The following is a 21,617-nucleotide window of genomic DNA, read 5'->3' on the forward strand; positions in this document are numbered from 1 at the left end:
CTAAAGAAAAACCTCCGGACTTGCGTCCGGAGGTTTTTGCTTTTTAGGCCACCAGCCCCTTGGTCAGTTCGAGCGCCTGGCGTTCGAACAGGCGCCGGTAGATGCCGCCGCTGAGCCGGATCAGGGCGTCGTGATCGCCTTCCTCGACGATCTTGCCCTTGTCGAACACCAGGAGCCGGTCGAGCGCCCGCACGGTGGAAAGACGATGGGCGATGACCAGCGTGGTGCGCCCTTCCATCAGCCGCTCCATGGCTTCCTGGATCATCACCTCGCTCTCGCTGTCGAGGCTCGAGGTTGCCTCGTCGAGAATGAGGATTGGTGCGTCGGCCAGGAAGGCCCGGGCGATGGCCACGCGCTGGCGTTCACCACCCGAAAGCTTGACGCCGCGTTCGCCCACCAGCGTTTCGTAGCCCTTGGGCAGAGCTACGATGAAATCATGCGCATTGGCCTGCTTGGCCGCCTCGATGATTTCGGCACGGCTGGCGCCGGGCCTTGCATAGGCGATGTTCTCCGCCAGCGTACGGTGGAACAGAATGGGCTCCTGCTGCACGATGGCGAGCTGGTTGCGCAGCGAGGATTGCTGCACATCGGCAATGTTCTGCCCATCAATGGTGATCGCTCCGCCATTGATGTCATAGAGGCGCTGGATCAGCTTGACGAAGGTGGTCTTGCCTGAGCCGGAGTGCCCTACAAGGCCAATGCGTTCACCCGGCTTGATGGTCACGGAGAAATCCCGATAGAGCGGGATCAGGTGCGATCCGTACTGGAAGGTCACATTGTCGAACCGGATGCCGCCATCGCTGATCGCGATCGGTTGAGCCCCCTTCTTGTCCTCGATGCCGAGGGGCTGGGCATGCAGACCCACCAGCTCTTCCATGTCGTTGACCGACTTCTGCAGGTTGCGGATGTGTTGACCCACATCGCGCAGGTGCCCTTGCAGCAGGAAGAACATGGTGAGCACGAAAGTGATGTCGCCGGCCGTGGCCGCCCCGCTCTGCCACAGCAGCAATGCCGTGCCCAGAATAGCGGTCTGCATGGCCACCATCATCACGCCCTGCACGCCACCATTGAAGGTACCGCGCCGCCAGGTCCGACGCGTGCGCTTGCGCCACTTGCCCACCACTTTGGCGATCAGCCCGTCTTCGCGCGCTTCGGCGCCAAAGGCCTTGACCACGCTGTTGCAGCTCACCGCATCGGCCAGTGCCCCGCCCACCTTGGTGTCCCAGGCATTGGAGAGGGTTGCGGCCGGCGCCACGAAGCCGACCGACAGCCAGACGGTAACGGAGATATAGATGAGCGAGCCCAGGCCCACCACCAGTCCCATCACCGGCCAGGACGAACCCAGGATCAGCGTGGCGCCAAGCAGCATCACCACCGAGGGGAACAGTGCCAATAGCAGAGTGTCGTTGAGCAGGTCGAGCGCCCACATACCGCGCGTGATCTTGCGCACGGTGGAGCCGGCGAAGCTATTGGCATGCCAGTCGGTGGAAAAGCGTTGCACGCGGTGGAAACCGTCTGCCGCGATATCGCTCATCATCTTGAGGGTCAGAGGAATGATGTTGAGAAACACCAGTTGCCGCAAGGTCACCGAAGCCAGATAGAGCGCTGACATCAGCCAGAATGCGGCAATGGCAGCGTCCCAGCTGGCGGTGCCGGTGGCCACGGCGTCAACCAGCCGGCCGGCGAAAATAGGACTGGCGGCTTCGGCGAGGGTAGCGCCGAGCACCAGCAGAGCGATGGCGACGATGCGGACGGGTTGCTTCTGCCAGTGGCGGAAGGTGAAGCCGAGCACATTGCGGAAGGCATCGGCACGAAAATCGAGCTTTTTGCGACTCATAAGACTGACCGGCGCCGTTCTCCGGCGTCCGGTTCCTTGAAAAGGACTAAAGGGGAGGCAGCACGGGAGGACTAAGGGGCCCTCGACGAAAGCGTACCTGCCTGGGAAACGGAAAACCGCTGGTGGCGGGTCCACGGGTCCTGCCCGGGAGGGCCACGGGGGCAAGCGCGTTAAGGTCGCGGCTTGTCCATGTGGGGGACGTCTATAAATGCTGTCATGCAACGCCTCCCTGTGTCTCGAAAATGAAGCGACGGACGGTTTGTAGCCAAACCGTCCGTCTTTGCCAATGGCGGAAATGCGCCGATGGCGGTCAATGATGCAGTTGGGTCACAGGCGCCCGGACACAGAATGCCCGGTGCGTCTCACGCCATCAGTCTGGCTTGCGGCCGCCCGGCGCCACAATCCCATGCGCGACGATCTGCGCATAGGCGAGGGCGGCGCCGAAGGTGCCGAAGATGAAGAGGATGAGGGCAAGGATGAATGTCGTGGACATGAAAGCCTCCAGAATTGCTGGCTTTTCTGTCCCACCTGCCGCGTCGGGAAGCTTTGACCTAGGTCAACCGTTTTTGCGAATTGGCCGGGTGGCATAGTGCGAAAGGGAACGATAGGCTCCGCCGCAGCGATTCAAGAACAAGAAGGCATTGCCCCATGAGCAATTCCCCCATCGATCCGGTCAAGCTCGATAAACTCGGCGAAGTCGCCATCAAGGTCGGCCTGCAGCTGGCCGAGGGCCAGGACCTGATCATCACCGCGCCGATGACCGCGGCACCGCTGGTGCGCCGTATCACCGAGCATGCCTATAAGGCCGGCGCGGGTCTCGTCAGCACGATTTATTCGGATGAGGAAGCCACCCTCGCGCGCTTCCGTTATGCCAAGGATGCCAGTTTTGACCGGGCTGCCGGCTGGCTTCATGCCGGCATGGCCGAGGCCTTCAAGAACAATGCCGCTCGCCTGGCCATCTCCGGCGACAACCCGATGATGCTGGCCAATGAAGATCCGGATAAGGTCTCGCGCGCCAACCGCGCCAATTCCGCCGCCTATCGTCCGGCGCTGGAGCTGATCACCGGTTTCGATATCAACTGGAACATCGTCTCCTATCCGACCCCGAACTGGGCCAAGCTGGTCTTCCCCAACGATCCCGAAGATGTCGCCATCGCCAAGCTGGCCGACGCCATCTTCAAGGCCTCGCGCGTCGATCAGGACGATCCGATCGCCGCCTGGAAGGCGCACAATGCCAATCTCAAGGCCCGCTGGACCTGGCTCAACGGCAAGAAATTCGCCGCGCTCAAATATAAGGGGCCCGGCACCGACCTCACCATCGGTCTGGCTGATGGCCACCGCTGGAAGGGTGGCGCGTCCGAGGCCAAGAACGGCATCACCTGCAATCCCAATATTCCCACCGAGGAAGTGTTCACCACCCCGCACCGCCTGCGCGTCGAAGGCACCGTGGCCGCTACCAAGCCGCTCAGCCACAACGGCACGCTGATCGAGAATATCCAGGCGCGCTTCGAAGAGGGACGGCTGGTCGAACTCAAGGCCACCAAGGGCGAGAACGTCTTCAACAAGGTGCTCGACACCGATGAAGGCGCCCGCCGTCTGGGTGAAGTGGCACTGGTGCCGCACTCCTCGCCGATTTCGGCCTCGGGCATCCTGTTCTACAATACGCTCTACGACGAGAACGCTTCCTGCCACATCGCCATGGGCCAGTGCTATGCCGACTGTTTCGAGAACGGCAAGACGCTGACCCCCGACCAGATTTTTGCCCAGGGCGGCAATAAGAGCCTCATCCATATCGACTGGATGATCGGCTCCGACCAGGTCGACATCGACGGCATCCACGCCGACGGCACGACCGAGCCGGTCATGCGCCGGGGCGAATGGGCGTTTTGATGCTTACCATGAGGGACCACGCGCAGCTGGCCCCTTATGATCGTCATTGCCCGGCTTGACCGGGCAATCCATTCGTGACGGCATCAATGGACCACCCGGTCAAGCCGGGTGGTGACGGGCAGGTGGAGGCAGATGCGGCGCCAGAGCTAGCCGCCTCTACTCCCCGTCAATCTTCATAAATTCGTCGGCACTGAGGACGATCTTGTGGTCGATTTCGCCCAGTTCGTCGGCGTTCTTGCCTTCATAGTCCAGGGCGTGCAGGACGGTGCGGATGGCGTTGAGGCGGAGACGGTTCTTGTCATTGGCGCGCAGCACGGTCCAGGGGGCGTGCTTGCTGTCGGTGCGCTCCAGCATGCGGTCGCGCGCCGCCGAATAGTCGTCCCATTTGTTAAGCGCCTCAAGGTCGATGGGCGACAGTTTCCAGGTCTTGAGCGGATCGTGGCGCCGATCGTGGAAGCGCTTGAGCTGCATCTCGCGCCCGATGGACAGCCACAGCTTGAAGATACGAATGCCGTCATTGGTCAGGCGCTTTTCGAATTCCGGCGCCTCATCGAGGAACAGTTCGGTCTGCTCCGGCGTGCAAAACCCCATGACCGGTTCGACGCCGGCGCGATTGTACCAGGAGCGGTCGAACAGCACCATTTCGCCGGCGGCCGGCAGCCAGTCGATATAGCGCTGGAAATACCATTGTGTGCGCTCGCGATCATTGGGCTTTGGCAGCGCCGCGATCATGTTGTAGCGCGGGTTGAGATTTTCGAGGAAGCGCTTGATGGTGCCGCCCTTGCCGGCGGCGTCGCGGCCTTCGAAGATGATGACAACGCGCGTGCCTGCCTTGGCCATATGGGCCTGGTGGGCGACAAGCTGCTTTTGCAAGCCATACATCTGCGTGTCATAATCGTCGTCGTCGAGCTTTTCCGCATAGGGGAACTCACCCGAACCCAGCGCCGCCTTGCGGATGGCTTTGGGCAGGTCCGGATTGTCTATGTCGAAGCCATCAATGGGGTCGGTCACGCTGTCTCTCCGCTGTCATAATGAGCGTGCTATGAAGTCGCCTCCCGCGCAAGAGGCGGGGTAACCGGTTGAGTCGGCAGCCAGAAATGGACGATGCACACGCCCACCCTGCATTGACGCGCTCTCAGGCAATATTGGGGCGGCTGGTTGCCTATGCCCCGCTTTTGGCCGGGCTTGTCGGGGTTGTCATCGGCTTCGTGCTGCTGGGCGGTTTGCGCTTGGATCTGGCCATTCTCGGCTTCATCCTCATTTGCGGCTTCGTGCTCGCTTTGCCGCTGCCGACGGTGACGATCGCGGCTCCGCCGCCCGCGCCCCTGCCCATTGCGCCGCAAGCGACCTCGGATGACGATATCGGCACTTTCGTCGAGGCCCTGGCCGACCCTAGCCTGGTTCTCGATCGGCGCGGCGTGGTGATCTATCGCAATGCTGCTGCGCTTCGGGATTTCCCCAATCTGGCGGTGGGCAAGGTGCTGACCATGGCGCTGCGTAACCCGGAAATGATTGCTTCGGTGGAAACGGCCCTGCGTACCGGCGAAGGGCGCAGCTTCGAGTTGCACGAAACGCTGCCCTCGGAAACCTGGAACCGGGTGGCGGTGTCTCCTTTGCGTCGCTCGTGCCGCGACTGGGCCGATGACGAGGATCGCAACCTGCTGGTGACCGTCCAGAGCCTCACCGAGCTCAAGCGCGTCGATGCGCTGCGATCCGATTTTATCGCCAATGCCAGCCATGAGCTGCGCACACCCCTGGCTTCGCTCATGGGCTTTATCGATACCTTGCTGGGTCCGGCGGCCAAGGATGCGGCGGCGCGCGAAAAATTCCTCGGCATCATGCGGGGCCAGGCCGAGCGCATGAGCCGGCTGATCGATGACATGCTGAGCCTATCGCGGATCGAGATGCACCAGCATGTCCGGCCCACCGGCTCCGTGGATCTTTCGGGGCTCCTGCGGGAAGTGCGGGAAAGCCTGCAGAGCCTGGCCAAGGCGGCCGAGCTCGAGATCGTTCTCGACCTGCCGGCCAAGCCGGCGGTGGTGACAGGCGATCGAGGGCAGCTTTACGAGGTGGCCGAAAACCTTATCGAAAACGCCATAAAATATGGCGCCACCGGCAAAAGCGTCGATGTGAGCCTGGTGGAGATCGACCGCTCCGGACTGCACTATCAGTTGAGCGTCGTCGATCACGGGCCCGGCGTCGAGCCCGAACACGTGCCTCGCATGACCGAGCGCTTTTATCGCATCGATGCGGAGACCAGCCGCAAGAAGAAGGGCACGGGCCTGGGCCTGGCCATCGTCAAGCACATCGTCCAGCGCCATCGCGGCCAGATCGTCATCAAGTCGCGGGCCCGGGCCGGCGAAGGCCTGCGGGTGGAAGTGCTGCTGCCATAAGGCTTGGGCAAGCGCGTCAGTCCGCCTGCCGCTCGCTGGCCTCGCGGTGCCGGGCTTCGAGGTGGGCGCGCAGCATGCTCACCGGGGTGGCGACGATCAATGCCGCCACGATCCCCCAGGTGACCTCGCCGAAGCGGGAGGCCAGCATCGTCAGGTCACTTGTCTTGTGCGGCACCAGCATGATGATGGTGACGGTGATGCCGGCCAGCCGCGCTGCCGAAGGGACATTTGTAAGCCAGGCCAGCACCAGCGCAATAAAGGCAGCCAGCGCAAAGACCGGCAGGCTATGGCCGAGCATATAGGCGAATGCAGCGCCCACTGCGCCGCCAATAGCAGCACCCAGAAACTGGTCACGCGCGGTCGAATGGGTTGCCGACAACTCCGCCTGGGTGACCGCAAGGGCGGTGATGGCGGCCCAGAAACCTTCCTGTAGCCCCAGCGAACTCGGCGGAATATAGGCGACGACCGCCGCAGTAACGCTGAGCAGAGCATGCATGCTGCCCGACTTGAGACGCTCGAGAATATGCTCGCGCGAGGCCGCCTGTTCGGCCAGGGCCGTCAGGCGTCTCAATCTGGATGGTCTGCCATCGCGTGCCGACATCGCCTGGTCCGGGCTCAAGGTCAAAAACGAAAAAGGGCGCCGTGGACGCCCTCTTTACATCAAAGTCGCCAACCCCTAGCGGCGCTTTTTGTCGAGCTGGTGATAGGCCTTACGCGAATGGAATTCGCAATAGGGACCGGATTCCAGGCTGTGCTGACCGCAGAAATAAAAATCCTTGGTCAGCGGGTCGCCGATCGGCCACTTGCAGGTATGTTCGTTGAGCTGCAGGAGGCTGAGGCGCTTGTCCTCGGGAATGAACAGCTCGGAGGTCGCGGGCGCCACGTAAAGCTCGGCCTGCATGTCCGGGGTCATGGCGAGCGCCGTTGCGCCCATCACCTGCGGCCGCGGGATGGACGGCCGTGGCTTGTTGATGGAGGCGCTGGCGCTCATGCTGGGCGCAGGGCCGGCGACACGGCGCGGGGCCGCGGGACGCGGCGCTGCCGGTCGGGCGCGCGGCGTGGTGTTGGTCGGCTTGGCGCGGGCAGACAGCTTGAGCCGATGCACCTTGCCGATCACCGCGTTACGGGTCACCCCTTCGCCGAGCTCGCCCGCGATCTGGCTGGCGCTCAGGCCTTCCATCCAAAGCTTCTTTAGAAGGTCGACGCGCTCGTCAGTCCAGCCCGCCGGTTGTGCTCCTGAAACCATCGTCAAAACAGAATCCTTCATTGCGCCGCCAAAATGGCCTGGCAGCCTTTCGACTCTACAGCTCGTATGTTGAGCGGGTCCGCCGCACGAGATATCGTGTCCCCAACGCCTCGCAGATTACGCCATCGCGGGAATCGGGATCAAGAGTCGGTCGGGATTTTCCCCGTTTATTCATTGGTTAAGATTGTCCTAACAAACCTTGAGTCAAATCAGGGGCTTGGCCGGAGAACATTGACTTGGCGCGCATTTTTCGACTAATTCTCGTGGCCAAACGCGCTGCCGACCCGGCGCGTTTTTGGTTTTTGTGGCAGCTTTGCCACGCCCCGCCGCCACATTGAATTTTTGACCCCGACACCAGAAGGATGTCCACCATGTCTGCGCTCTATGGCACCTATGCCCGGTCTGATCTCGCTTTCGAGCGGGGCGAGGGCATGCGCCTATACGACCAGCATGGCCGAGATTATCTCGACTTCCATTCCGGCGTTGCGGTGAATGCGCTGGGTCATGGCGACCCGCACCTCGTCGGAGCCCTCAAGGCGGCCGCCGAAAAGGTCTGGCACACCGCCAATACCTTCACCATTCCCGAGCAGGAACGGCTGGGCCAGCGGCTGGTCGACGCCACTTTTGCCGACAGCGTCTTCTTCACCAATTCGGGCGCCGAGGCGCTTGAATGCGCCATCAAGACGGCGCGGCACTATTTCTGGGCCAAGGGTCAGCAAGATCGCTATGAGGTGATCGCCTTCACCGGTTCTTTCCACGGCCGGACGCTGGGGACGATCGCCGCCGGCGGCAATCCCGACTATCTGCAGGGTTTTGGGCCGGCGACGCCCGGTTTCAAGCATGCCAAGCCCGGCGACCTCGACAGCGTCAAGGCGCTGATCTCCCCGCAGACATGCGCCATCCTCATCGAGCCGGTGCAGGGCGAGGGCGGGGTAACGGCCATGAGCAACGAGTTCATGCAGGGGCTGCGCGCGCTCTGTGACGAGCATGACATGCTGCTCATTCTCGACGAAGTGCAGTGCGGTTTCGGCCGGACCGGGCGCTTTTTCGCTTATGAGTGGTCGGGGATCACGCCCGATATCGTCGCGGTGGCCAAGGCCATCGGTGGCGGTTTCCCGCTGGGCGCTTGCCTGGCCAAGGGCGATGTCGCGGCCTCGATGGTGCCTGGCACCCACGGCTCGACCTATGGCGGCAATCCGCTGGCAACGGCCGTCGGCAATGCCGTGCTCGACCGCGTCCTGGCGCCCGGCTTCCTCGATCAGGTCAATGCCATGGGCCAGAAGCTGGCCTGGAACCTGCAGCAGCTGGCGCAGAAATATCCCGACCACGTGCTCGAACTGCGCGGCAAGGGCCTGCTCTCCGGCATCAAGATCGCGACGCCGGTGCGCGACATGGTCACGCGGCTGCGTGACGATCATCAGATCCTCACCATGAGCGCCGGCGACAACGTCTTGCGCCTGTTGCCGCCGCTGATCGTGTCGGAAGCCGATATCGAAGAGGCCATGGCCAAGATTGCCGCCGCTTTCGACGCCATCGATGCCGAGGCGGCAACGCCGGCTGCGGGGTCCTGATGTATCTGACTTTTTATCACTTCGGCCGGCGGCGAGGACGCTGACATGGTTTGTTAGCCGTCATCAGTCATGGTGACGGCGCGTTCTCCATTCAATGCAGCGTCAATAAAAGGAGCCCGGCCAATGACGACCGGCACCGCAAGGCATTTTCTTTCCATCGATGATTTCTCCTACGCCGAACTGCGTGGCATGCTCAATCAGGCAGGTGCGCTCAAGCAGCGCCTGAAGGACGGCGATCGCCCGCAACTGCTCAAGGACAAGGTCCTGGCGATGATCTTCGAGCGCCAGTCCACCCGCACCCGTGTTTCCTTCGATGTCGGCATGCGCCAGCTTGGCGGCGAGACCATCATGCTCTCCGGCCAGGAAATGCAGCTGTCGCGCGAAGAGACCCTGGCCGACACGGCCCAGGTGATGAGCCGTTATGTCGACGCCATCATGATCCGCATTCTCAGCCATGCCGACCTGCTCGACCTGGCGGAAAATGCGACGGTGCCGGTGATCAACGGGCTGACCCGTCGCGCCCATCCGTGCCAGATCATGGCCGACCTCATGACTTTTGAAGAGCATCGGGGCGACATCCGCGGCGCCAAGGTCGCCTGGGTGGGCGATAGCAACAATGTGCTGCATTCCTGGGTCAACGCCGCCGAGCTCTTCGAATGCGAACTGACCATTGCGGTGCCGGACGAATATAGCCCGGAAAAGGACCTGATGCAGGACATCACCCGCGCCGGGAAGTACGCCAAGCTGATCGAGGACCCGCGCGAAGCCGTCGAGGGTGCCGATCTCGTCATTACCGACACCTGGGTGTCGATGGGCGACGTCGATGCCGCCGAGCGCCGCCGGGTCTTGAAACCCTACCAAGTGAACACCAATCTAATGGCCTTGGCGAACAAAGACGCCCTGTTCATGCACTGCCTGCCCGCCCATCGCGGCGACGAGGTGACCGACGAGGTGATCGACGGTCCCCAGTCGGTGGTGTTCGACGAGGCCGAAAACCGCCTCCACGCCCAGAAAGCCGTTCTGTGCTGGGCCTTTGGGGTCGATACGAACTAAGAGCCTGTTCCATCGCGATCGGGTCATGCCCGCAACAGCCCTTCCTCGCCGCAGTCGAGGCAGGGATTGCTGCGGGAGTGACGCCGTGGATGGGCGGGCTGTGGCGCGTTTCATTCCGAGGGTTTAGCCTAAGGAAAGACCAAGATATGACCACGGAACCGACAATGACCGAGAACCTGCTCTCCTCCATGGGCCTTGATCGCCCCGAGACCGGTGATGACGCCGTGGTGCCGTTCACGCTCGAAAAGCTGGACAGCCGCGGGCGGGTCGTCCGGCTGGGCCATGCGCTCGACACCATTCTCAGCCGCCACGATTACCCCGTGCCGGTGGCGCGGCTCTTGGGCGAGGCCGTGGTGCTGGCTGCCCTGATCGGGTCCTCGCTCAAATTCGATGGCCGCTTCATTCTGCAGACCCAGACCGACGGGCCGGTGAACCTCATCGTCGTCGACTTCGACGCGCCCGATGGCATGCGCGGCTATGCTCGTTTCGACCAGGATGCCCTGGTCAAGGCGGCCGAGGCCGGCAAGACCAGCTCTGCTGATCTGCTTGGCAATGGCCATCTGGCCATGACCATTGACCAGGGGCCGCATACCGAACGCTATCAGGGCATCGTGGCACTGGACGGCAAGTCGCTGGAAATGGTGGCCCTCACCTATTTCCAGCAGTCCGAGCAGATTCCCACCCAGGTTCGCCTGGCGGTGGCGCAGATGAGCACCAAGGGTGACCATCGCCCGCGTTGGCGCGCCGGCGGCATGCTGATCCAGCATCTGCCTGCCCATGGCGGCGCGGCTATGGCTGACCTGCCGGGCAATGGCGATTTCGACGATCCGCGCATGAGCGATCCCGACTTCGTGGAGGCCGATGGCTGGACCGAGGCCAAGGTCATGCTGGGCACGGTGGAAGATCTCGAACTGGTTGATCCCGATGTCTCGCCGGAACGCCTGCTGTTCCGCCTGTTCCACGAGACAGGCGTCCGCGTTTTCCCGCCCAAGGCCCTGGTGGAGCGTTGCACCTGTTCGGCCGAGCGCATCGAGGACATGCTGGCCAACAGCTTCTCCGATGAAGATCGCCAGGAAATGGCAGTGAATGGTGAAATCGAGGTCGTCTGCGAATTCTGCTCGACCGCCTACCGTTTCAACCCCAACCACTTTCACCAATAGTCACTTTGCCCCGGCCGATTTAGCCTCGGCCGGGGCGCTTCGCGGCCAAGTCAGGTCGCCGAATTTTTCTTGATTTCCAACATCATCGGGCCGGGCTTTCGCTTGGCTATTGTGAATTTTACGAATTCCCTTACACCATAGGCTTATGCCTAATGCGGCATGAATACCGACGCCTGTGGGGAGGCAATACGATGATGATCGACATCGTCCGCCTTGCCGCGGGCAGGGCAGCCTTTGGGCCGCCCTCACCTTTTGGCCTCGGTAGCTCCAGCAAATTCACCGGGCATGCCGCTTTGCGTGGCCAGGGCCTGGCTTTCCGGAACTTGCTGCAGACAAAACATGACGGCTCCGTGCATGGAGCAATCCCCACTGGCAACTCGCTTGGGGCCGATCGGATACGCTTTTATGCGTGGACCAATCGACGCGACTGCCAGCGGAGCACAGCCGTGTCTGCAGCCTTTTTCTTCTCGGGCAGGGGCGCCGGCGCGCTGCGGCTTGCACGCCGTGGCGCTCTCCAGCCGTCCTCCGTCAGAACAGTTCGGCCAACATCGCGGCGGGCCGCCGGGGTGAGCCTCGTGCTCGCCCCGGACATTTGCCATCGCCAGTTGCGCCAGGGAGACCGCCTGCCCGTGCAATAAGCTGACGAGGTCGATATGTCCGATGCTTTGGCGTTAATGCAGGCTCTGGTGGGGCAGGGACCCGATCGCGCCGAGGTGGCAGCAATGCTGGCGCAAGCGCTGGACGCCAATGTGGATCCCATGCGCTGGTGCGCAGTGCATCTGGCTCTGTCGGAAGTCGAAATCATGCAGCGCGCCGCCGATTGGGCGGAACTGGCCTATCTCGATGTGGTACCGCGCAACTCACGTCTCGATGCTGCTTCCATCCAGGTTGCGCGGCTGGGCAGCGTGCAGGTGATCACGCTCGGTGTGCTCGATATTCGCGTCGCCTTCGCCGCTCCTGATTTTTTCGGCGTGCTTCGCCTCCGCCGGGCGAGAATGGGCCCGGATGGGCTCAGCCGAAAACTCTGCCTTGTGCCCTATAGTGCCTTGCGCAGTTTTCTGGCCAGCGTCGCGGCGCCCAATCTTATCGCCCATGCGCGCCAGGAATTGTCGCGGCGCTGGCCCTATGCGGTGGCGCAACTGGAGCTGACGGGGCTTGTGCGCTGGGCCTTTGCATTTGGCGTCCTGGCGCTGCTGGCCCTGTTGCTGATAGCGCCCATACTGGGCCAGGCCTGGCTTTTCCCGCTCTGGGCCGTGCTTGTGCTTGCGCCCGCCGCGCTGCGGGTCTTTGCCCTGGCAATGCCGGAGCGACCGCCTTCCGCCCAAGCGGCCGTCGAAGAGGCCGCGCTACCGACCTATTCGATCCTTTTGCCGCTGCGCGACGAGGCCAATATGGTCGATCAACTGGCCAACGCCCTGTCCCGGCTCGACTATCCGGCTGAAAAGCTCGATATCCTTTTTGTAGTTGAGGCCGCTTCGCCCGAAACTGTCGCCGCGGTGGAGCGGCGACTTGGCGATCCGCGCTTTGGCCTTCTGGTCGTCCCCGACGCCTTGCCACGCACCAAGCCCAAGGCGCTGGATTTTGCGCTGCCGCTTTGCCGCGGCGAATTTGTCGTCGTCTACGATGCCGAGGACCGGCCGCATCCCCGCCAACTCAAGGATATCGTCGCCCAATTCCGCCGCGAGCCGATGGTCGAATGCATACAGGCCCGGCTGGTCATCGCCAATGGCCGGCGCGGCTGGCTTCCGGCGGTGTTTGCGGGCGAATATGCCGGGCTGTTTTCCGTCATCCTGCCCGCCCTGGCGCGCTGGGGGCTGTTCATGCCCTTGGGAGGCACCTCCAACCATTTTCGCCTGTCCACCCTGCGACAGCTCGGCGGCTGGGATGCGTTCAACGTGACTGAAGATGCCGATCTCGGCGCGCGCCTGGCACGGCGCGGGCTGCGCAGCGCCGTCAATACCAGCTTCACGCTCGAGGACGCGCCGGTGGCGCTGAAGTCGTGGATGGGGCAGCGCACGCGCTGGATGAAGGGCTGGATGCAGACCTATCTGGTGCATAACCGAAGGCCGCGGCACCTGCTGGCGGATCTGGGCTGGCGGCAAACCCTGATGTTTCAGGTGATCCTGCTGGGCATGATCCTGGCGCCCCTGCTGCATGGCGGTTTTCTGCTTGGGCTGGCCCTGCTCTACGGCACCGGCCTGCTCGACTGGCCACGCATGGATGCCTGGGCGATCCTCTGCATCACCACGCTGCTGATCGGGCAAACCGCTGCTATTGCCACCAATATTGTCGGCCTGCACCGTATCGGCCAGAAGTCGCTCTGGGTCACCCAGCTGAGCGTGCCGATCTACTGGTTGCTGATCGCCTGGGCGACGTTGCGCGCGCTGTTCGAGCTGGCAATATGGCCATATTACTGGTTCAAGACCCCGCACAGCATCGTGGAACGCCCGGCATTGCCGGATGTGCTGGCAGCGCGAAGTGGCGCCCGCAAGGTAGCCTAGCGGTCCGCCGCCCAAACGCGCCTATTGCTGCTGTTGTTGCTGGGCCGCTCGTTGGGTAGGCCCCAATGCGGGCGTTTTGGCACAGATGCCGAACAGCGCTTTGCCGGTGTCGGAAGCGGGGTCGCCCAGATCGAGCGCCACGCTCATATGATTGCCGCCGGCAATGCTGGTGACGCCGCTGCCCACCCGTTGCGCGAGGCGGGCCGCCTGCTCCCGGAACGGGGCGGTTTCGTGCTCACCAACCAGAATTCGGATGGTGCCGGAGGGCGCAGGCGGGTGGGTCAGGGGGGAAAAATGCTGCACTTCCGTGTCGGTGAGACCGATCTGGGACTGTAGGAACGAGGTCTGCAGCGGAGCGAGATCGTAGATGCCGCTGAGGAGCAAACTGTCGCTGAACAGACCCGGCTGGCGGGCAAGCAGCAGGGCGCCAAGATGGGCACCGGCCGAATGTCCCGAGACCGAGAGGCGCAGGCGATCCCCACCGAACTCTCTGGCATTGCTGGAAAGCCATAATGCCGCGCGCTCGACCTGGCCGACAAGTGTCTCCATCCGCACGGCCGGCATCAGCGAATAGTCCATCACCGCTGCAATAGCGCCCGCAGCCGTAACCGTGTCGGCGATGAAGGAAAAATCCGATTTCGCGAACATGCGCCAGTAGCCGCCATGGATGAACAGGTGCACCGCGCCCGACGGCGCATCGGGGAAGAACAAGTCGAGCTTTTCATCTGCGCCCGGCCCGTAGGCAAGGTCCAGCTGTGAACGCAGCCGTGCGCGTGAGGCGGTACTGCGCTCGGCATAGAGCGCTACATAGCGATCAAAATCAGCTACGTGATCGCGGGTGCGGAAGGGATCGTCCATCAGAAGCTGGCCGCGATATATTTGGGTTCCATGAACTCGGCGATGCCATGCACGCCCCCCTCGCGGCCGAGGCCGCTCTGTTTGACGCCGCCGAAGGGCGCTGCGGGATCGGAGACCAGCCCCCGATTGAGCGCCACCATTCCGGCTTCCAGACGACCAGCCACCGCAAGGCCGCGCTTGAGGTCAGTGGTGAAGACATAGGCGGCCAGGCCATATTCGGTGTCGTTCGCGAGGCGAACCGCCTCGTCCTCTGTGCTGAACCGGTATAGCGGTGCCACCGGGCCGAAGATCTCGTCCCTGGCCATGGCGGCATCGGGAGAAACGTCGGCGAGGACGGTCGGTGGATAGAAAAAGCCCTTGCCCTCCAGCCGCGTGCCACCCACCAGAACCCTGGCGCCCCTCTTCGTGGCGTCGGTCACGAGGGTTTCGATCTTGTCGACAGCCTTCCTGGTGATCATCGGGCCGCAGGCTGTTGCCGGATCGGTGCCGGGGCCGACGCTTAACGCCGCCATGCGCTTGGCCAAAGCTTCGGAGAAACGCTCATAGATGCCGTCCTGCACCAAGAAGCGATTGGCGGCCGTGCAGGCCTCGCCGGCATTGCGCATCTTGGCGACCATGGCGCCGTCCAGAGCCGCGTCAAGGTCGGCATCGTCGAAGACGATGAAGGGTGCATTGCCCCCCAGCTCCATCGAGCAGCTGAGCACGGTTTTCGCCGCTTCGGCCAGCAATGTGCGACCGACACCCGTCGAACCGGTGAAGGAGAGTTTGCGCACCCGCGCATCGTTGAGCATGGCCGCGGTGACCGGGCCGGGGCGGGTTGTGGTAATGACATTGACCACGCCTGTCGGCACACCGGCTTCGGCATAGAGATCGGCGAGCGCATAGGCGGTAAGCGGAGTTTCGCTGGCGGGTTTCAACACCACGGTGCAGCCTGCGGCGAGGGCGGGGGCAATCTTGCGGGTGGCCATGGCGGCGGGGAAATTCCACGGCGTGATCAGCACGGCAATGCCGATCGGCTGCATGTCGACCAGGATGCGATTGCTGCCCGAGGGCGCCATCCGGTACTCGCCGGCAATCCGGACCGCCTCTTCGGCATACCAGCGGAAAAACTCGGCCGCATAAGTGATCTCGCCCCGCGCGTCAGTGAGCGCCTTGCCATTTTCGAGCGAAATGAGGGTCGCGAGCTCATCGAGCCGCTCGAGCATCAGTGTGTGGCAGCGCAGCAGGATTTCGGCGCGCTGACGCGGCGGCGTGCTGCGCCAGCCGGGTGCGGCGGCGTCGGCGGCGTCCACTGCGGCGCGGGCAGCGGCCTCATCGGCATCGGCAACCTCGGCGAGCACGGTCTCGGTCGAGGGATCGACCACTTGAATGCCGGAGCCGGCGATCCACTTGCCGCCGATATAGAGCCCCTTGGCATAGCGGCTGCAATCGAGGCCGGACTTTTCGAGGGGCAGGACGTTGGCTTGGCTCATTTTCGGTTCCTTCTCGGTCAGGACGCGTTCTGCAGATTGCCGCTATGGGCGGCGCTGACCAGGCGTTTCATGGCGGCGGCGTCGAGCGGACGCGGATTGTTGTCGATGAGGCGGGCAATGGTCATGGCCTGCTCGCAGGTCCAGTCCAGCTTGTCCGCCTCCAGCCCGAGCGCGTCGAGCGTGACGGGAATGCCTATCGTTTTGAACAACGCCTGCACCTTGGCAATCGCTGCATCGGCAAGCGCGGCGTCATCGGCTGCCTCGGCGCCCATGGCCCGACCGATAGCGGCAAATTCGGCCATGGCATGGGAGCGATTATAGGTCATCACATAGGGCAACATGCAGGCAACCCCCAAACCATGGGCGGTATGGGTCAGCGTGCCGATGGGGTATTGAATGGCATGGGCGGCGGCGGTACCGGCGGTGCCAAAAGCCATGCCGGCACTGAGCGCCCCCATCATAACATCGGCGCGCGCCTTGAGATCGCTGCCGTTTCGGTAGGCGCGTTCGAGACTGCGCCCAAGCATTTCGATGGCGAGCAGGGCAAAATGATCGGTCAGGGCGCTCTTGCCGACAAAGACCCGTTCCTGCGCCAGCATCGGGGCAGGTTGACGACGAGTGGCCGTAAACGCCTCGATGGCATGGGTGAGTGCATCGGCCCCGGCAATGGCGGTGAGGCTCGCGGGGCAGGTTAGCGTGAGCTCGGGATCGCAGATGGCGGCCGCGGGAATGAGGTGAGCGCTCGAAATTCCCACCTTCATGGCGCGATCGGGGTCCGACAGAACGGCCACCGGCGTCACCTCCGAACCGGTCCCGGCGGTGGTCGGTACCGCGATCACGGGGAGGATCGGGCCAGGCACCTTGCCCTCCCCATAATAGTGCTCTGGCGAGCCACCATGAGAAAGGAGCAATGACACGGTCTTAGCCAGATCGAGGCAAGACCCGCCGCCAATGCCGATGACCAGGTCCGGCGTAAAATCGCTCGCGGCCAAGGCGACGCGGTTGCAGGAGGCGCGAGGCACATCGGGCTCGACGCTGGCATCGATCAGAATCGTCAGTCCCGCATCCCTGAGCAGGGTCATCATGTCGGCGAAGACGGGTTCGCCCGCCAGTCGGGCATCGGTGCAGACCAGGGCGCGACTGCCGAGGCCGGCAGCGACCTTGCCCAGAGCATGTCGTTGTCCTGCGCCGAAGAGCACCTCGCGCGGCAATCTGAGGGCGGCGAATAGGCTCATGTTTGAAGTTCCTGAATGGACGTCGCTGTTTTTGAAGACGTGGCCAGCCGGTCGTTAAGGGCGGACCACAAGCCGGGATTGATGTCAAAGCCGTCGCGCTCCGCAGCTCGCGCGCGGGCCCGCCCCCTGTCACCCGGAATCGAAACGGGATGCGCCGGGTCGGCCGGCGGGCTGGATCTGAGGCTGTCGAGATAGGGCGTGATGCCGGAGGCGGTGCTGGGTGTTTGTGAGGGATCAATGACGATAAAGAGGTCGCCCTTATTGGCAACATGCTCGGCGTCCAGCGTGCCGCGCACTTGGGGCGCAAGGGCAGAACCGACGAGGCTCGCGACCAGCAATTCGAAGGCCAGACCCAGCCCATAGCCTTTGGCCTCGCCGAAAGGAGCGATCGATCCAGACTTGGCGCGCTCGGCGTCGAGCGTGGGCAGTCCGTCCGCGTCCAGGGCCCAACCTGGTTGCAGCGGCGCGCCGCGCAAGGCGTGGTCGTGAATTTTGCCCATGGAGACGAGGCTCGTTGCCAGATCGAGGACGAAAGGCTCCCTGCCCGTGGGCAGGCCGATGGCAATGGGATTGGTACCCAGCATTGCTTTGGTGCCGCCAAAGGGATGGACCAGCGCCTCGCTGGTGGAAAGGGCAATGCCGATCTTTCCGGCCCGGGCGATTGCATCGACATAGCCTGCCAGCATGCCCAGATGATTGGTATTGCGGATTGCAGCGAAGGCAATTCCTGTGTCGCCGACGCGCTCGAGCAGGGCATCTATGGCGGCAAAAGCCACCACTGGCCCGAGGCCACGCTGTCCATCGACGCGCAATTCGCCCGACCGGTTCCAGAAGCTCTGACCCTGCGAGCGCGGATCGACGAGGCCGCGCGCTATGCGATCGAGCAAGCGCGGCAGGCGCAACAGGCCATGCGAAGGGTGACCGCGCAGTTCTGCGTCCAGCAGGTGCGTGGCCTGGGTCCTGGCATTGGGCAAGGGAGCGCCCGTCGCCAGAAGCAGCGCCTGCGCAATCTCCATCGCCTCCTTGAGCAAAACCCTCATCAGAAATCCTATAGGATATCGTATTGCATCTGTCGCAACATCGTGTTAGCGATTGGTCATTGTCAAGGGGGAAAGATGGCCAAAGAGCTTCCGGCAGCCCAAAGCGCCAGCGCCGCACCGGCGTCCGCCATCCAGCGCCATAGCCTCGCCACCGAGGTTTATGAGACCGTGTTCTCGCAGCTCATGGCGCTCAAGATCGCGCCGGGCTCGCGCATCACCGTCGATAACTTGGCGCGGGAATTGCGGGTCTCCCAGACTCCTATTCGCGAGGCTCTGAGTCGTCTTGAGGCGGAGGGGCTGGTCAACAAGACCCATCTGGTGGGCTATAGTGCGTCCCCGCAGATCACGGCCAAGCAGTTTGCCGATCTCTATGAATTGCGTCTTCTGCTCGAGCCGGACGCGGCGCGGCGTGCGGTGGCCAGGCTGACCGCTGAATCTGTTGCCGAACTCACCGAGGCTGCGGGCGTCATGGGACGCCGCGCCAAAAGCGGTGACGAGCGCGCCCGCTATTCCCAGTTCGCCCGCCAGGACGCTGTCTTCCACGACATGATCATGCAGGTGGCGGGCAATGAACTGGTGCGCGACACACTCAACCACCAGCATGTGCACTTCCACATCTTCCGCCTGATGTTCCACTCGCGGGTGACCGAGGAGGCGCTGGCCGAGCACGAGGCGATCATCGCAGCCTTCGAAGCCCGCGATGCCGACGGCGCCGAAAAAGCGATGCGCGCCCATATCGAGCGGTCCCGCGACCGCCTGCTGCCGGTATTCGACGAATGAGCGCGGCGGAGATGATTGTCGAGACTGACGTGCCGCCGCTTGCTGCGCCCTTGATGCAGCTGTTCGGGCTAGGCAAGGCCTATGGTCCGGTGCGCGTGCTCTCCGACGTCAATCTCGATATCCGGCCGGGCGAAATCCACGCCATTATCGGCGAAAACGGGGCCGGAAAATCGACGCTGATGCGCCTGATCTCCGGCCATGTGAAGCCCACCGAAGGCGCCATGCAGTTTGCCGGCGCGCCGATAGAGTTTCCCAATCCCGCAGCCGCCGAGCATGCCGGCATTGCCTTGGTGCACCAGGAAATCCTGCTGGCCGATGGGCTGACCGTGGTCGAGAACCTGTTTCTCGGCCGGGAAATGACCCGCAACGGTATCGTCGATGATCGGGCCATGGAGCGGATCGCGGCCGAGCGGCTGGCCGATCTGGGATGCACCGCTTCGCCGCGCGCCCTGGTGCGCAGCCTGCCCATCGCTCAGCGGCAATTGGTGCAGATCGCCCGCGCTTTGCTCGAAGAGCATCGGTTGGTAATTTTCGACGAGCCCACTGCCGTTCTGACCACCACCGAGGTCGACACCCTCCTCGGCATCGTCCGCGGTTTGCGCGACAAGGGCGTGGCGGTTCTCTATATCTCACACCGCCTCAACGAGGTGGAGGCATTGGCCGACCGCATCACCGTCCTGCGCGACGGCAAGATGATCGGCACCTTCGATGCCGATCGGGTGAGCCAGGAGGACATGGCCCGCCTGATGGTGGGGCGTGAGCTCTCCATGCTCTATCCCGCCAAGCGCGGCACCTCCTCTCAGCAGCCGGTGCTCGAGATCGACCATCTCAACGTGCCCGGATTTGTCGAAGATGCCTCGCTGGTCGCGCGTCCCGGCGAAGTGCTGGGCCTGGGCGGCATGATCGGGGCGGGGCGCACTGAATTGTTCGAGGGCCTTCTGGGCCTCCGTCCCGCAAAGGTCGGGCAGATACGGGTCGAGGGCAAGTCGGTCAAGATCGGCTCGGTCGCCGATGGCGTCGATGCCGGGATCGGCTACCTGACAGAGGATCGCAAGGGCAAGGGTCTGCTGTTGCGCGAACGCCTTGCGCCTAACCTGGTGTTGACGGCGCTCTCCCGCCTCTATCGCAAGCCCTATATCGAGCAGTCGCTGGAACAGCGCGAACTCGACCGCGCGGTGGACGAATACGATATTCGCGTTCGCTCCAAGCGCCTCGAGGCCGGGCAATTGTCCGGCGGTAATCAGCAGAAGCTGCTGCTCGCCAAGATCATGATGCTCAACCCCAAGGTCGTCATCATCGACGAGCCGACCCGCGGCATCGATATCGGCAACAAGAGCCAGATCTACGCTTTCATCGACGCCCTGATCCGTGCCGGCAAGGCCTGCATCGTCATCTCCTCGGAACTGCAGGAACTGGTGGGCCTTTGCGACCGCATCCTGGTGATGCGGGCCGGACGGATCGTCGCCGAATTTGCCGATGAGGCGATCACTGAAGAAGCCGTCGTGCTGGCGGCCACAAGCGGCGGAACACACGCCGCGCCAGGAGGACATCCCCAATGAGCGATATCACGGCGACGCCGACGCGCGAGCCTTTGCTGGCTCGCATCAACTGGGTCGACATCGGCCCCTTCATCGCCCTCGCCATCCTGGCCATCGTGGGTGTGCTGATCAATCCCGACTTCCTGTCGGCGACCAATGTCACCAATGTGGTCACGCGCTCGGCCTTCATCGCCATCATCGCCGTGGGGGCAACCTTCGTCATTTCCTCGGGGGGACTCGACCTGTCGGTCGGCTCAATGACTGCCTTCGTCACCGGCATCATGATCATGTTCATGAATGCCATGGTGCCCAGCCTGGGCGGCAATGCGATCATCGCCGGCATGGCGCTGGTGCTTTGTGTGGGGGCGCTGTGCGGCCTGTTCAACGGGCTCATCGTCACCATCGGCAAGATCGAGCCGTTCATCGTCACCCTGGGCACGATGGGCATCTTTCGCGCGCTGATCACCTTCATGTCCGATGGCGGCAACATTCCTCTCGACCGCAGTCTGCGCGAGCCCTTCCGCCCGGTCTATTATGGCAGTTTCGTCGGCATCCCGATCCCGATCCTCGTCTCCATTGCCGTGGCTTTGGTCGGTGCCTTCATTCTCTACAAGACCAAGTTCGGCCGTCGCTGCGCCGCGGTGGGCGCCAATGAGGAAGTGGCGCGGTTCTCCGGCATCTCGGTTGGTCGCATCCGCACCATGGCCTTCGTCATCCAGGGCATATGCGTCGCCATCGCCGCTATCTGTTACGTGCCGCGCCTCGGTGCCGCCACCCCGACCACCGGTCAGCTGTGGGAATTGCAGGTAATTACCGCCGTGGTGATCGGTGGCACCGCCCTGCGCGGTGGCAAGGGCCGCATCTGGGGCACCGTTGCCGGCGCCGTCATCCTCGAGATGATCGCCAACCTCATGGTGCTCTCCAATTTCATCTCCGAATACCTCGTCGCTGCGGTGCAGGGCGTCATCATCATCATCGCCATGCTCGTACAGAGGTTCTCAAAGCAGCCGTGACCGGACCCCACGTCTGCACAATGCCGTAGG

The 21,617-nt window shown here is 63.3% G+C and carries 18 protein-coding genes; 9 read left to right on the top strand and 9 right to left on the bottom strand.

Annotation, left to right across the window (positions count from 1 at the left end; translation table 11 throughout):
- Positions 1–43 precede the first annotated feature (43 nt).
- Both BGO80_RS13140 and BGO80_RS13145 read right to left on the bottom strand, forming a co-directional pair.
- Positions 44–1,837 (bottom strand): ABC transporter ATP-binding protein, encoded by a 1,794-nt coding sequence (locus tag BGO80_RS13140; protein ID WP_286721834.1) that lies wholly within the window; start codon positions 1,835–1,837, stop codon positions 44–46.
- Between the two features lie 370 nt (positions 1,838–2,207).
- A complete protein-coding gene (locus BGO80_RS13145) occupies positions 2,208–2,330 on the bottom strand; it encodes a hypothetical protein (RefSeq protein WP_268907370.1) in 123 nt (40 codons plus the stop codon).
- A gap of 155 nt (positions 2,331–2,485) precedes the next feature.
- Between BGO80_RS13145 and BGO80_RS13150 the strand changes: the two genes are divergently transcribed.
- A complete protein-coding gene (locus BGO80_RS13150; RefSeq protein ID WP_126149081.1) occupies positions 2,486–3,727 on the top strand; it encodes an aminopeptidase in 1,242 nt (413 codons plus the stop codon).
- Between the two features lie 156 nt (positions 3,728–3,883).
- Here the strand turns inward: BGO80_RS13150 and ppk2 are convergent, their stop codons facing one another.
- Entirely contained in the window at positions 3,884–4,738 is an 855-nt protein-coding gene (ppk2, locus tag BGO80_RS13155) for a polyphosphate kinase 2 (protein WP_286721835.1), read from the bottom strand.
- An 86-nt stretch (positions 4,739–4,824) separates the two neighbouring features.
- Between ppk2 and BGO80_RS13160 the strand changes: the two genes are divergently transcribed.
- Complete coding sequence (locus BGO80_RS13160) at positions 4,825–6,120, top strand: sensor histidine kinase (protein ID WP_286721836.1); 1,296 nt, start codon at positions 4,825–4,827, stop codon at positions 6,118–6,120.
- 16 nt (positions 6,121–6,136) lie between these two features.
- Here BGO80_RS13160 and BGO80_RS13165 read toward each other — a convergent pair whose 3' ends face one another.
- Entirely contained in the window at positions 6,137–6,691 is a 555-nt protein-coding gene (locus BGO80_RS13165) for an FUSC family protein (RefSeq protein ID WP_286721837.1), read from the bottom strand.
- Between the two features lie 105 nt (positions 6,692–6,796).
- Positions 6,797–7,366, bottom strand: coding sequence for a GcrA family cell cycle regulator (locus BGO80_RS13170; protein ID WP_286723034.1), 570 nt, complete (start codon positions 7,364–7,366; stop codon positions 6,797–6,799).
- A 362-nt stretch (positions 7,367–7,728) separates the two neighbouring features.
- On the opposite strand from BGO80_RS13170, the gene BGO80_RS13175 reads away from it, so the two are divergent.
- The 4 genes from BGO80_RS13175 to BGO80_RS13190 all read left to right on the top strand — a co-directional run bounded on the left by BGO80_RS13175 (position 7,729) and on the right by BGO80_RS13190 (position 13,651).
- Positions 7,729–8,937: an aspartate aminotransferase family protein gene (locus BGO80_RS13175; RefSeq protein ID WP_286721838.1), complete on the top strand. Its 1,209-nt coding sequence runs from the start codon at positions 7,729–7,731 to the stop codon at positions 8,935–8,937.
- A gap of 123 nt (positions 8,938–9,060) precedes the next feature.
- Positions 9,061–9,990, top strand: a complete 930-nt coding sequence (gene argF, locus BGO80_RS13180) for an ornithine carbamoyltransferase (protein WP_286721839.1) — start codon at positions 9,061–9,063, stop codon at positions 9,988–9,990.
- 164 nt (positions 9,991–10,154) lie between these two features.
- Positions 10,155–11,150: an Hsp33 family molecular chaperone gene (locus tag BGO80_RS13185; protein WP_286723036.1), complete on the top strand. Its 996-nt coding sequence runs from the start codon at positions 10,155–10,157 to the stop codon at positions 11,148–11,150.
- Positions 11,151–11,803: 653 nt separating this feature from the next.
- The gene (locus BGO80_RS13190) at positions 11,804–13,651 is read left to right on the top strand and encodes a glycosyltransferase family 2 protein (protein ID WP_286721840.1); all 1,848 of its coding nucleotides are present in this window, start codon (positions 11,804–11,806) and stop codon (positions 13,649–13,651) included.
- Positions 13,652–13,672: 21 nt separating this feature from the next.
- On the opposite strand, the gene BGO80_RS13195 is transcribed toward BGO80_RS13190, so the two are convergent.
- From BGO80_RS13195 to BGO80_RS13210, 4 genes are read right to left on the bottom strand one after another with little or no spacing between them, the layout of a single operon-like run.
- A complete protein-coding gene (locus tag BGO80_RS13195; RefSeq protein WP_286721841.1) occupies positions 13,673–14,509 on the bottom strand; it encodes an alpha/beta hydrolase in 837 nt (278 codons plus the stop codon).
- Positions 14,509–15,981 (bottom strand): NAD-dependent succinate-semialdehyde dehydrogenase, encoded by a 1,473-nt coding sequence (locus tag BGO80_RS13200; RefSeq protein ID WP_286721842.1) that lies wholly within the window; start codon positions 15,979–15,981, stop codon positions 14,509–14,511. The genes BGO80_RS13195 and BGO80_RS13200 overlap by 1 nt, the downstream gene beginning before the upstream one ends.
- Positions 15,982–15,998: 17 nt before the next feature.
- On the bottom strand, positions 15,999–17,216 hold the full coding sequence (locus BGO80_RS13205) for an iron-containing alcohol dehydrogenase (protein ID WP_126149090.1): 1,218 nt from the start codon (positions 17,214–17,216) through the stop codon (positions 15,999–16,001).
- Entirely contained in the window at positions 17,213–18,256 is a 1,044-nt protein-coding gene (locus tag BGO80_RS13210; protein WP_126149091.1) for an Ldh family oxidoreductase, read from the bottom strand. The genes BGO80_RS13205 and BGO80_RS13210 overlap by 4 nt, the downstream gene beginning before the upstream one ends.
- Positions 18,257–18,331: 75 nt before the next feature.
- Here BGO80_RS13210 and BGO80_RS13215 point away from each other — a divergent pair, with 75 nt between their 5' ends.
- The 3 genes from BGO80_RS13215 to BGO80_RS13225 are packed head-to-tail and all read left to right on the top strand — an operon-like array spanning position 18,332 to position 21,587.
- The gene (locus tag BGO80_RS13215; protein ID WP_126149092.1) at positions 18,332–19,036 is read left to right on the top strand and encodes a GntR family transcriptional regulator; all 705 of its coding nucleotides are present in this window, start codon (positions 18,332–18,334) and stop codon (positions 19,034–19,036) included.
- 11 nt (positions 19,037–19,047) lie between these two features.
- Positions 19,048–20,595, top strand: coding sequence for a sugar ABC transporter ATP-binding protein (locus tag BGO80_RS13220; protein WP_286721843.1), 1,548 nt, complete (start codon positions 19,048–19,050; stop codon positions 20,593–20,595).
- Positions 20,592–21,587 carry an ABC transporter permease gene (locus tag BGO80_RS13225; protein WP_286721844.1) on the top strand — a complete coding sequence of 332 codons (996 nt, stop codon included), beginning with the start codon at positions 20,592–20,594 and terminating at the stop codon, positions 21,585–21,587. Before BGO80_RS13220 ends, BGO80_RS13225 begins: the two co-directional genes overlap by 4 nt.
- Positions 21,588–21,617: the final 30 nt, after the last annotated feature.

It is taken from the genome of Devosia sp. 63-57, assembly GCF_001899045.1.
GTDB lineage: Bacteria > Pseudomonadota > Alphaproteobacteria > Rhizobiales > Devosiaceae > Devosia > Devosia equisanguinis.

Bases quoted from the DNA above. Each gene is read 5' to 3' on its own strand.
- BGO80_RS13145 (WP_268907370.1), bottom strand. From the start codon at position 2,330: ATGTCCACGACATTCATCCTTGCCCTCATCCTCTTCATCTTCGGCACC.
- BGO80_RS13200 (WP_286721842.1), bottom strand. From the start codon at position 15,981: ATGAGCCAAGCCAACGTCCTGCCCCTCGAAAAGTCCGGCCTCGATTGC.
- BGO80_RS13150 (WP_126149081.1), top strand. From the start codon at position 2,486: ATGAGCAATTCCCCCATCGATCCGGTCAAGCTCGATAAACTCGGCGAA.
- BGO80_RS13195 (WP_286721841.1), bottom strand. From the start codon at position 14,509: ATGGACGATCCCTTCCGCACCCGCGATCACGTAGCTGATTTTGATCGC.
- BGO80_RS13160 (WP_286721836.1), top strand. From the start codon at position 4,825: ATGGACGATGCACACGCCCACCCTGCATTGACGCGCTCTCAGGCAATA.
- BGO80_RS13190 (WP_286721840.1), top strand. From the start codon at position 11,804: ATGTCCGATGCTTTGGCGTTAATGCAGGCTCTGGTGGGGCAGGGACCC.
- BGO80_RS13140 (WP_286721834.1), bottom strand. From the start codon at position 1,837: ATGAGTCGCAAAAAGCTCGATTTTCGTGCCGATGCCTTCCGCAATGTG.
- BGO80_RS13205 (WP_126149090.1), bottom strand. From the start codon at position 17,216: ATGAGCCTATTCGCCGCCCTCAGATTGCCGCGCGAGGTGCTCTTCGGC.
- BGO80_RS13210 (WP_126149091.1), bottom strand. From the start codon at position 18,256: ATGAGGGTTTTGCTCAAGGAGGCGATGGAGATTGCGCAGGCGCTGCTT.
- BGO80_RS13185 (WP_286723036.1), top strand. From the start codon at position 10,155: ATGACCGAGAACCTGCTCTCCTCCATGGGCCTTGATCGCCCCGAGACC.
- BGO80_RS13215 (WP_126149092.1), top strand. From the start codon at position 18,332: ATGGCCAAAGAGCTTCCGGCAGCCCAAAGCGCCAGCGCCGCACCGGCG.
- BGO80_RS13175 (WP_286721838.1), top strand. From the start codon at position 7,729: ATGTCCACCATGTCTGCGCTCTATGGCACCTATGCCCGGTCTGATCTC.
- BGO80_RS13225 (WP_286721844.1), top strand. From the start codon at position 20,592: ATGAGCGATATCACGGCGACGCCGACGCGCGAGCCTTTGCTGGCTCGC.
- BGO80_RS13220 (WP_286721843.1), top strand. From the start codon at position 19,048: ATGATTGTCGAGACTGACGTGCCGCCGCTTGCTGCGCCCTTGATGCAG.
- argF (WP_286721839.1), top strand. From the start codon at position 9,061: ATGACGACCGGCACCGCAAGGCATTTTCTTTCCATCGATGATTTCTCC.
- BGO80_RS13170 (WP_286723034.1), bottom strand. From the start codon at position 7,366: ATGGTTTCAGGAGCACAACCGGCGGGCTGGACTGACGAGCGCGTCGAC.